The sequence below is a fragment of the Streptomyces sp. NPDC005899 genome, assembly GCF_040629645.1.
Taxonomy (GTDB): Bacteria; Actinomycetota; Actinomycetes; order Streptomycetales; family Streptomycetaceae; genus Streptomyces.
On sequence record NZ_JBEXWB010000221.1, the window covers coordinates 1 to 10,845 of the forward strand.

The window sequence follows — 10,845 nt, forward strand, 5'->3', positions numbered from 1 at the left end:
GCCGGGCCCGGCCGGGTCTCAGTACGGCCAGATCGGCGGGTCGGTGACGAAGTGGCCGCCGATGTGGGCGTGGTCCGGGTTCTCCGGGTCCAGTTCGCCGTGCTCGGCGACGAGCTTGTCCGCGTACTGCTCGGAGTCGTCCCGCGGTTCGTAGCCGAGGGCGCGGGCCGTCGTCAGGTCCCACCACAGGCGGGTGTTGGCGGAGGAGCCGTAGACCACGGTGTGGCGCACGTCCTGGGCCGTCAGCGCGGCGTGGAAGAGGCGGGCGCCGTCGCCGGGGCTCATCCAGACGGACAGCATCCGCACGGACGTCGGTTCGGCGAAGCAGGAGCCGATGCGCACCGAGACGGTCTCCACGCCGTGCTTGTCCCAGTAGAACTGGGCGAGGTCCTCGCCGAAGGACTTCGACAGGCCGTAGAACGTGTCGGGGCGGCGGGCGGTCCCGATCGGGATCAGCGGGTCGCCGGGCATCGGGCGGGGGGTGTACCCGATGGCGTGGTTGGACGAGGCGAACACGACGCGCCGGACGCCCTCCTGGCGGGCGGCCTCGTAGAGGTTGTACGTGCCCTCGATGTTCGCGCGCAGGATCTTGTCGAACGAGGACTCCAGGGAGATGCCCGCGAGGTGGATGATCGCGTCGACGCCCCTCACGGCTTCCCGAAGGGCGTCCTTGTCGCAGAGGTCGGCGGTGACCGCGTCCGGAGCGCCCTCGACGGGCGCGACGTCGAAGAGGCGGAGCTCGTAGCCGTACGCGGGCAGCAGCCCCCGCATCAGGGTGCCGAGGCCGCCGGCGGCGCCGGTGAGCAGGACGGTGCGGGGAGCGGGCATACGGGATCTCCTCGGTGCGGGCGCGGGGTGTGGCGGGCGGCGCGGTGGTGCGGTGGTGAGGTGGCGGGGTGGAGCGGGCCGTGCGGAGCGGGATTCCGCCTGCGGGCGGCCCGGCGCGCGCCACGAGGGTGTGGCACCACCGTCCGACGCGTCACCGAAAGCGCCAAGCCCATGGAAAGCATTCACATGCATGGACAAGCTAAGAAGTCTCGGTGGATCGCGTCAAGTGCGGTCGCGACCGGACTGACCGACCTCCGGCCGGCGTTCCTCGTCTTGACCCGGGCCGCGTGGCTGGCTAGCGTGGACGCGTTCATGAATATGGACGACGATCAGACTTGTGCACATCTGAATCCGCTCCGGGAGCGCCCGTGACCTCAGCCGCCCTTGCCGCCCGACTCACCGATGTCGCCGGGCCGCTCTTCTTCCCCGTCACCGCCTTCGGGCCCGACGGCGCCGTCGACCTCGACGCCTTCCGCGCCCACGTGCGCACGGGCATCGACTCCGGTGCGGCGGCGGTCTTCGCCTGCTGCGGCACGGGCGAGTTCCACGCGCTGGCCCCGGAGGAGTTCCGGCTGGTCGTCGCCGCCGCCGTCGAGGAGACCGCCGGACAGGTGCCCGTGGTGGCGGGAGCCGGATACGGCACCGCCCTCGCGGTCCACTACGCGAAGCTCGCCGCGGAGGCGGGTGCGGACGGGCTCCTCGCCATGCCCCCGTACCTCGTCGTCGCGGGGCAGGAAGGGCTGCTCGCCCACTACACCGCGCTGGCCGGGGCCACCGGCCTGGAAACGATCGTCTACCAGCGCGACAACGCCGTCTTCACGCCCGAGACCGTCCTCGCCCTCGCCCGGACACCCGGCGTCATCGGCCTCAAGGACGGCGTCGGCGACCTCGACCTGATGCAGCGCATCGTCAGCGCCGTGCGGTCCGGAATGCCCGGCCGGGACTTCCTCTACTTCAACGGGCTGCCCACCGCCGAGCTCACGGGCCTCGCCTACCGGGGCATCGGGGTCACGCTCTACTCGTCGGCCGTCTTCGCCTTCGCCCCCGACATCGCCCTGGCGTTCTACCGCGCCCTGGACTCCGGCGACGACGACCTGGTCAACGCGCTGCTCGACCACTTCTACCGGCCGCTCGTCGAGCTGCGGGCGAAGGGCCGCGGTTACGCCGTCTCCCTCGTGAAGGCGGCCGTCCGGCTCGAAGGACTCGACGTCGGCCCCGTGCGCACCCCGCTGACCGAGCCGCCGGCCGCGCACGTCGAGGAGCTGGCCGGGATCATCGCGAACGGCCGCGCGCTGCTGGAGAAGCACGGCTCCGGGCAGGAGGAGCAGGGGTGAAGACCTCCGCCTTCCTCTATCCCTGGGACGTCGTCGGGGACCCGCACGCGGCCGCCCGGCTCGTGGACCTGGGCGTCCAGCAGGTCACCCTCGCCTCCGCGTACCACTCCACCCGGGCCCTGACCCCCCGCCACCCGGACCGCCGCGTCGTCACCGCCGAACACGCGGCGGTCCTCTACCCGCCGGACCCCGCCCGCTGGGCGGGCCGCCGGCTCCGCCCGTACGAGCAGACCTGGGTGTCCGGGGACGATCCGTACGCCGAGGCGGCCGAAGCCCTGGCCGGTGCGGGCCTCCAGGTGCACTCCTGGGTGGTCCTCGCCCACAACTCCCGCCTGGGGGCCGAACACCCGGACACCTCCGTCGTCAACGCCTACGGCGACCGCTACCCGTGGGCGCCCTGCATCGCGCGGCCTGAGGTCCGGGCGTACCTCGTGGACCTCGCGGCGGAGGCCGCCGTACGGCCCGGGGCGCTGGGCACCGAGCTGGAGTCGTGCGGCTGGTACGGCTTCGCGCACCTGCACGCCCACGACAAGACGGCGGGCGTCGGCCTCGGGGACGCGGCGCAGTACCTGATGTCGCTCTGCTTCTGCCCCGACTGCCGCGCCGGGTACGCCGGGACCGGGCTCGACGCCGACGAGCTGGCCGCCGCCGTGCGCCGCGCCCTGGAGCCCGTCTGGGCCGGGTCCGGCACAGTCGCGGCCGGCTGGTCCGGTGTGGGCGAGCTGCTCGGCGCCGGCCTGGCCGACGCCTCCCGCCGGTGGCGGGACGCGGTGGCCCGGGAGCTGCAGGAGGCGGCCGTCGCGGCGGTGCGGAGCGCGGCACCCGGCCCGGACTTCCAGGTCCTGCTGCACGCCGACCCGGCGTCCTACCGCACCGGCGCGAACGTCGGCGTGGACCCCGCGCACCTGCTGTCCACGGCGGACGGCGCGGTGCTGCCCTGCACCGGTGGCGAGGCGGCGCGCGAGGCGGTGCTCGGGCCGTTCGCCGGGCTGACCGGCGTGCTGGCCGCCAACTTCAACGTGGTGACGGGGATGGGCGGCAGCCCCGCCACGCTGGAACGCGACGCCGCGCACGCCCGCGCCCTCGGCGCGGGCGAACTGCGCCTGTACCACGCGGGACTGGCCTCCGGGCCTGACCTGGAGGCGGTCGCCGGCGCGCTCTCACGCATCAACCGGTGACGGGACCGGACCGGCGGACGCCCGCCGGTCCGGCCCGCTCCCGGGTCCGGCCTGCTCCTGCTTCCGGCCTGCGGTCGAGGAGGACGTGCCGGCCGGGCTGAGCCTTGACATGCCCGTGACCGAGCACCCGGTGGAGCTGGTGCGCGGCCTGGACGCCGGGTGGAAGCAGCTCGCCGAACGGCTGGAAGAGGCGGGGCTGGCGGCGAAGGTGTCCATCGAGGTGCGGGACGGGCGGGCGAAGCTGAACGTCGACAAGCCCGGCGCGCTCGGTGACCGAAAGCGCGGCACCATCCACCAGGCGTACCGCGACGGGATGGAGGACCGGCTCGGCGCGCTCGGCCTGGTCCTCGACGCCGTCATGCTCCGGACCACCCGGTACATCGACGCCGCCGCCGCCCGGCTCCAGGCCGAGGGTCACGAGATCCGCGGGGAGGACGTCGCCCGGCTCTCCCCGCTCAAGCACCGCAACCTGAACCTGCTCGGCCGCTACAGCTTCACCGCCTCGACCTCGGCCGATGGCGCCCTTCGCCCGCTGCGGGACACCGTGCACATCTCCGAGATGTGCCGCCTCGTCCGTGGCACCGGCCACATCCTCGACGTGCTCGACGTCCTCCACCGCGACCAGGTCGGCAGGGCGCCTGGCGCCTGGACGGGCCCGCGCCGCGGGGCACCTGCGCGATGACGCGGCTGCCCCGTGACGCCCCGCCCCCCAGCTGCGCGTGCCTGCCCCGTCGTGGACACCGGCACGGCCCTCGACGCCGTCCGCGCCGGTGGCGCCCCGCCCCGGATGACCGCGGTCAGCCCGGTCCCGGAGGTATCGAACCGGATACGGAGCCCGGTCGGCCGGGCCCGGCATCGCGCCGTCCCGCCTCGCTCGCGGGCACGGAGACCCGTCCTCCCGCACCTGCCGTGACCTGCGCCCTTCCGGCGGAGGCGCCACCTCATGGGCCACCCGCCGACAGGTGAGGAGGTGTCAGCATCCCGGCGTGCTCCGGCGAACCGCCCCGGCGGGTCCCGAACATTCTTCTGCCAGAAGCGTTGACGAAACATTCGCGGCCGCTCTAGCTTCATCGCGTCGTACTTCGTACGTCATATATGAGACGCGATACGCGAGATGCGAGAGCCCTTCACCCATGACCTTTGCGCCTGCCCCGATTCCGTCCCGGACCCAGTACGTGCTGGAGGCGATCAAGCACGCCATCCTCACCGCGCAGCTGAGACCGGGACAGGCGCTCGTCGAGACGGAGCTCGCGGCGCAGTTCGGGGTCTCGAAGACTCCGGTGCGCGAGGCCCTGAAGACCCTCGCGGGCACGGGCCTGGTGGTCATGAGCCAGTACAAGGGCGCCACCGTGCGGCTGGTCGACGCGACCATGGCCCGCGAGGTGTACGACGTACGCCTGCTCCTGGAGCCGGAGGCGCTGCGCCGCTCCATCACCCGCAGGGCCTCCCTGGAGGCGGCCCAGGAGGCGCTGGAGCGGGCCGACTCGGCGATCGACAAGGCCGACAGGTCACTGGCCAACCGGGACTTCCACCGGGCCCTCTACCTTCCGTGCGGCAACCCGCTGCTGGCCCGGATGCTCGACGAGATCCGTGATCAGGCCGCCCTCGTCTCGACCGTGGCCTGGGCGACCATCCCCTCCTGGGAGCGGGAGGCGGCCGAGCACAGGGAGATCCTGCGGCTCGCGCTGGCCGACGACGCGGCCGCCGCCGCCGGGGCTCTGCACGACCACATCGCATCCTTCGTACGCCGCGCGTTCCCCGACGACGAAGACGGGGGTGACACGGCGTGAAGCACCCGCTGGACCCGCACGACCAGCACCTCGACGAAAGGCCAGTCCGCATGGACCTCTCCCCGCTCAAGGCGGCCCTCGCAGACGTCGTGGCGATCCCGGTGACCCCGTTCGCCGAGGACGGCGGCATGGACACCGCCGCCCACCGCGCCCTGCTGCGACGGCTGCTCGACGGCGGCGTCCGCATCGTCACCCCGAACGGCAACACCGGGGAGTTCTACGCGCTGACCCCCGACGAGCGGCGCACGGTCACCGAGCTGACCGTCGACGAGACGGCCGGCCGGGCCACCGTCCTGGTGGGCGTCGGGCACGACGTACCGACCGCGGTGGCCGCCGCCGAGCACGCCAGGGACGCCGGTGCCGAGATGGTGATGGTGCACCAGCCCGTGCACCCGTACGTCTCCCAGGAAGGCTGGATCGACTACCACCGGGCCATCGCCGAGGCCGTCCCCGAGCTCGGGGTCGTGCCCTACATCCGCAATCCGCTGCTCGCCGGCGAACGGCTCGCCGAACTCGCCGACAGCTGCCCCAACGTCATCGGCGTCAAGTACGCGGTACCGGACGCCGCGCGCTTCGCGGCCTTCGCCCGTGACGCCGGCCTGGACCGCTTCGTCTGGATCGCCGGCCTCGCCGAGCTGTACGCCCCCTCCTACTTCGCCACCGGCGCCACCGGCTTCACCTCCGGCCTCGTCAACGTCGCCCCCGGAGTGTCGCTCGGCATGCTGGAGGCCCTGCGGGCCGGTGACTACGCCGCGGCGATGAAGGTGTGGGACCAGATCCGCCGCTTCGAGGACCTGCGCGCCGACCGGCAGTCCGCGAACAACGTGACGGTCGTCAAGGAGGCCCTGGCCGCGCTCGGGCTCTGCCGACGGGACGTGCGCGCGCCGAGCCGGGTGCTGCCCGAGGCGCAGCGCGCCGAGGTCGCCGGCCTGGTCGCCGGGTGGTCGATATGACCGGCGACACGGGCGGTCGCATCGCTCCCGAGGAGCTGCGCAGCCACCAGTGGTACGGCACGGACGGGCTGCGCTCCTTCAGCCACCGCGCCCGGACCCGCCAGCTCGGTTACCTCCCCGAGGAGCACCTGGGCAAGCCGGTCATCGCGATCCTCAACACGTGGTCGGACATCAACCCCTGCCACGTCCACCTGCGCGACCGCGCGCAGGCGGTCAAGCGCGGTGTGTGGCAGGCGGGCGGTTTCCCGCTCGAGTTCCCCGTCTCCACGCTCTCGGAGACATTCCAGAAGCCGACCCCGATGCTCTACCGCAACATGCTCGCCATGGAGACGGAGGAGCTGCTCCGCTCCTACCCCGTCGACGGCGCCGTGCTGCTGGGCGGCTGCGACAAGTCGACGCCCGCACTCCTCATGGGCGCCGCCTCCGTCGACCTGCCGACCGTGTTCGTGCCCGCCGGGCCGATGCTGCCGGGCCACTGGCGCAACGAGGTCCTCGGCTCCGGCACGGACATGTGGAAGTACTGGGACGACAAGCGGGCCGGACTCATCGGCGACTGCGAGATGGCCGAGCTGGAGAACGGGCTCGCCCGCTCCCCGGGCCACTGCATGACCATGGGCACGGCCTCGACCCTCACGGCGGCCGCCGAGGCGCTCGGCGTCACGGTGCCGGGTGCCTCGTCCATCCCGGCCGTGGACTCCGGCCACGATCGCATGGCGGCGCAGTCCGGGCTCCGGATCGTCGAACTGGTGTGGCAGCAAATGACGTTGTCGCAGATCCTCACCGCCGACGCGTACGAGGACGCCGTCGCCACCGTCCTGGCGCTGGGCGGCTCCACCAACGCCGTCATCCACCTGATCGCCATGGCCGGCCGCTCCGGGGTGAAGCTCACCCTGGACGACTTCGACCGCGTCGCCCGTACCGTCCCGGTCCTCGCCAACCTCCGCCCCGGCGGCAGGTACCTCATGGAGGACTTCCACTTCGCCGGCGGGCTGCCCGGCTTCCTGGCCCGGCTCACCGACGTCCTGCACCTGGACCGTCCCACCGTCACGCACAGCACGATGCGCGAACAGCTCGACGGGGCACTGGTGCACGACGACGACGTCATCCGCGAGCGGGACAACCCCCTGGCCGAGGAGGGCGGCGTGGCGGTGCTGCGCGGCAACCTGTGCCCCGACGGCGCGGTCATCAAGCACATCGCCGCCGAGCCGCACCTGCTGCGCCACACCGGGCCCGCGGTCGTCTTCGACGACTACAAGGAGATGCAGCGGACCATCAACGACCCCGCTCTGGCCCTCACCCCGGAGCACGTGCTGGTGCTGCGCAACGCCGGCCCGAAGGGCGGCCCCGGGATGCCCGAGTACGGCATGCTGCCCATCCCCGACTACCTCCTGAAGCAGGGCGTCCGGGACATGGTCCGGATCTCCGACGCCAGGATGAGCGGCACCAGCTACGGGGCGTGCGTGCTGCACGTCGCGCCCGAGTCGTTCGTCGGCGGTCCGCTCGCGCTGGTACGCACCGGCGACCTGATCACCCTGGACGTCGAGGCGCGGCTGCTCCACCTCGACGTCTCCGACGAGGAGATGGAGTCGCGCCGGGCCGGGTGGACCGAGCCGCCCGCCCGCTACGGCCGTGGCTACGGGGCCCTGTACCAGGACCAGATCACCCAGGCCGACACCGGATGCGACTTCGCGTTCCTGGCCCGGCAGGGGGACGTGCCCGACCCGTACGCGGGCTGAACCGGGCGGACAGTATTCGGCGCGCCCACCCGTCCGGTATCCCGAACGGCATGCGGTAAGCGCTTGCACCATGCACCGACCGCACGGCACCTCCAGCACCGCAAGCACCGCCAGCACCGCGCACACCCCCAGCACCCAAGCACCGCACAGCTCCTCCAGCACCGCACAGCACCTCCCAGAGATCGGAGACGCGTCATGGCCCAATCCGCAGCCGTGGCCACACCGCCGCCCAAGGCGAAAGCGCCCGGGCGCCGCTCGGCGACCCCCCGCCGCCTGCCGTATCTGCTGATAGCCCCCGCGGGCCTGCTGATGCTGGGCTTCATCGCCTACCCGGTGATCAGCGTCTTCTACTACAGCCTTCAGAACTACAACGTCACCAAGCCGTGGCGGAACGGCTTCGCGGGTCTCGACAACTTCACCCGGATCTTCACCGAGGACGACCAGTTCTGGTCGACCCTCGGCTTCAGCGCCCAGTGGGTCGTCACCCAGGTCAGCCTCCAGCTCGCGCTCGGTCTGGCGCTCGCCCTGATCGTCAACCAGACCTTCGTCGGCCGGGGCATCTCCCGGGCCATGGTCTTCTCCCCCTGGGCCGTCTCCGGCGTGCTCACCAGCACCATCTGGATCCTGCTCTACAACTCCTCGACCGGCTTCAGCCGCTATCTCGCGGACGCCGGCATCGGCGAGTACGGCACCTCGGTGCTCTCCGACACCGGGACCGTCTTCTGGGCGGCGACCGTCTCCGAACTCTGGCGGGGCGTCCCCTTCTTCGCCATCCTCATCCTCGCCGACCTCCAGTCCGTCTCCAAGGAGCTGTACGAGGCGGCCTCGGTCGACGGCGCCGGCCGGCTGCGGCAGTTCTTCCACATCACGCTGCCCCACCTGCGGGACGCGATCATCCTGGCCACACTGCTGCGCGGTGTCTGGGAGTTCAACAACGTCGACCTCCTCTACACCCTCACGGGCGGCGGTCCCGCCGGGGAGACCACCACCCTGCCCCTCTACGTCGCCAACACGGGCATCGAGGGCCACGACTTCGGTTACGCCTCCGCGCTCACCACCGTCGCCTTCGTGATCCTCCTCTTCTGCTCGATCGTCTACCTGCGCCTGAGCAAGTTCGGAGGCGAGAAGTGACCGCCGCACTCACGGAGAAGAACGGTGCCCGCACCCCGGGTCCGTCCATACGGCAGGACGGCCCGCCGCCCGCCACACACCGCCGCGCCAAGCGCGAGCGCGCCTTCGACGACGTACCGCGCTGGCAGATCTACGTGCCGCTCGGCGTCTACCTCGTCTTCACGCTCATCCCGTTCTACTGGATGTTCCTCTTCGCCGTCCGGCCCGCCGGCTCAACCTCGCTGGTGCCGTGGCCGATGACGGGGGCGCACTTCTCCAAGGTCTGGAACGAGCGGAGCTTCGCCGTCTTCTTCCAGAACAGCATGATCGTCGGCATCTGCACGCTGATCGCCACCACCCTGGTCGCGCTGGCCGGCGGATACGCCCTGGCCCGGTTCGACTTCAGGATCAAGGGCGCCTTCATGCTGGCCCTGCTCTGCTCGCAGTTCATCCCGGGCGCGCTGATGCTCGTACCGCTGTTCGAGATCTTCAAGAACCTCCAGATGATCAACTCGCTGGGCAGCGTCGTCATCGCGGAGACCGTCTTCCAGCTCCCCCTGTCGATCATCCTGATCAGCGGCTTCATCAAGAACGTGCCGGTCTCCCTGGAGGAGGCCGCCTGGGTGGACGGCTGCTCGCGCTTCAAGGCCTTCTGCGCCGTCGTCCTGCCGCTGCTGCGCCCCGGGCTGATCGCCGTCGGCTCCTTCGCCTTCGTCCACAGCTGGAACCACTTCCTGTTCGCCCTGATGTTCCTCAGCGAGCAGGACAAGCAGACGATCCCCGTCGGCCTCAACACCCTGATCGGCGCGGACAGCGTCGACCTGGGGGCGCTGGCCGCGGGCGGTGTCATCGCCGCCGTGCCCGTGGTGATCGTCTTCGCCTTCATCCAGAAGTGGCTCATCACCGGCTTCAGCGCCGGCGCCGTGAAGGGATGACCCGCATGCCGACACACGCCACCACCACACCCGTCCCGCTCGTCCTCGCGGGCGCCCGGGGGCACGGAAGATGGCACCTGGCCAACGTCCGGCGCCTCCAGCACCAGGGCCTCGTCCGGCTCGTCGGGGTGTGCGAGCTGAACCCGCTGACGGACGGGGAACTGGAAGCGTTCGCCGGCGAGATGCCCCAGCAGTCCGCCGACTTCGGCGCCCTCCTGGACTCCACCGGCGCCCGCGCCGCCATCATCTGCACCCCCATACCCACCCACACCGGGCTCGTCCTGGCCGCCGCCGCCCGCGGGGTCCACCTCCTCCTGGAGAAGCCGCCGGCGGCGACCTGGGCCGACTACGCCCGCATGGCCGACGGCGTACGGGAGGCGGGCGTCGCCTGCCAGATCGGCTTCCAGTCCTTCGGCTCGCACGCCGTGCCCGCCGTCAGGGAACTGGTGCGCGCGGGGGCCGTCGGCACGGTACGCGGCATCGGCGCCGCCGGCGCCTGGGTCCGCGACGACGCCTACTTCCGGCGGGCGCCCTGGGCCGGGCGGCGCCGGCTCGGCGGCACCGACGTCGTCGACGGGGTGCTCACCAACCCGCTGGCGCACGCCGTCGCCACCGCACTCGAACTCGCCGACCGGGGGACGGCCGAGGACGTGGCGTCCATCGAGACCGAGCTCTTCCGCGCCCACGACATCGAGGCCGACGACACCAGCTGCGTCCGCGTCACCACCACCGACGGGCCGCCGGTCACCGTCGCCGTCACCCTCTGCGCCGAGCGGGCGGGCGAACCCTACGTCGTCGTGCACGGCGACCGGGGCCGCATCACCTTCTGGTACAAGCAGGACCGCGTGCTCGTCCAGCGGGCCGGGCACGGGCCGGAGGAGGCCGTGCACGGGCGGACCGACCTCCTGGAGAACCTCGTCGGGCACCTCGTCGACGGCACCCCCCTCCTCGTGCCGCCGCACCGCACCGGGGCGTTCATGC

Annotated in this window: 9 protein-coding genes and 1 pseudogene; 9 read left to right on the plus strand and 1 reads right to left on the minus strand. The window is 72.1% G+C overall.

The features are described from left to right. Positions 1-18: 18 nt before the first annotated feature. Positions 19-828, minus strand: a complete 810-nt coding sequence (locus ABZ371_RS22180) for an NAD(P)-dependent oxidoreductase (protein WP_358682411.1) — start codon at positions 826-828, stop codon at positions 19-21. A gap of 368 nt (positions 829-1,196) precedes the next feature. Between ABZ371_RS22180 and ABZ371_RS22185 the strand changes: the two genes are divergently transcribed. From ABZ371_RS22185 to ABZ371_RS22225, 9 genes and pseudogenes are all read left to right on the plus strand, one after another. Further along, positions 1,197-2,162: a 5-dehydro-4-deoxyglucarate dehydratase gene (locus ABZ371_RS22185; RefSeq protein ID WP_358682414.1), complete on the plus strand. Its 966-nt coding sequence runs from the start codon at positions 1,197-1,199 to the stop codon at positions 2,160-2,162. Beyond that, positions 2,159-3,340 carry a hypothetical protein gene (locus ABZ371_RS22190; protein WP_358682417.1) on the plus strand — a complete coding sequence of 394 codons (1,182 nt, stop codon included), beginning with the start codon at positions 2,159-2,161 and terminating at the stop codon, positions 3,338-3,340. Before ABZ371_RS22185 ends, ABZ371_RS22190 begins: the two co-directional genes overlap by 4 nt. 277 nt (positions 3,341-3,617) lie before the next feature. Continuing rightward, positions 3,618-3,881: pseudogene (locus ABZ371_RS22195) on the plus strand (Tn3 family transposase); the annotation flags it as partial. A gap of 592 nt (positions 3,882-4,473) precedes the next feature. Further along, positions 4,474-5,130 (plus strand): GntR family transcriptional regulator, encoded by a 657-nt coding sequence (locus ABZ371_RS22200; protein WP_358682420.1) that lies wholly within the window; start codon positions 4,474-4,476, stop codon positions 5,128-5,130. A 50-nt stretch (positions 5,131-5,180) separates the two neighbouring features. Further along, the gene (locus ABZ371_RS22205; protein WP_358682434.1) at positions 5,181-6,083 is read left to right on the plus strand and encodes a dihydrodipicolinate synthase family protein; all 903 of its coding nucleotides are present in this window, start codon (positions 5,181-5,183) and stop codon (positions 6,081-6,083) included. Continuing rightward, the gene (gene araD, locus ABZ371_RS22210; RefSeq protein ID WP_358682423.1) at positions 6,080-7,819 is read left to right on the plus strand and encodes an L-arabinonate dehydratase; all 1,740 of its coding nucleotides are present in this window, start codon (positions 6,080-6,082) and stop codon (positions 7,817-7,819) included. Before ABZ371_RS22205 ends, araD begins: the two co-directional genes overlap by 4 nt. Positions 7,820-8,014: 195 nt before the next feature. Next, positions 8,015-8,950, plus strand: a complete 936-nt coding sequence (locus ABZ371_RS22215) for a sugar ABC transporter permease (protein WP_358682426.1) — start codon at positions 8,015-8,017, stop codon at positions 8,948-8,950. Continuing rightward, positions 8,947-9,864, plus strand: a complete 918-nt coding sequence (locus tag ABZ371_RS22220) for a carbohydrate ABC transporter permease (RefSeq protein WP_358682428.1) — start codon at positions 8,947-8,949, stop codon at positions 9,862-9,864. The genes ABZ371_RS22215 and ABZ371_RS22220 overlap by 4 nt, the downstream gene beginning before the upstream one ends. Then, positions 9,861-10,845, plus strand: a 985-nt coding sequence (locus ABZ371_RS22225) for a Gfo/Idh/MocA family oxidoreductase (protein ID WP_358682431.1), incomplete at its 3' end; no start/stop codon positions are given. The genes ABZ371_RS22220 and ABZ371_RS22225, both read left to right, overlap by 4 nt.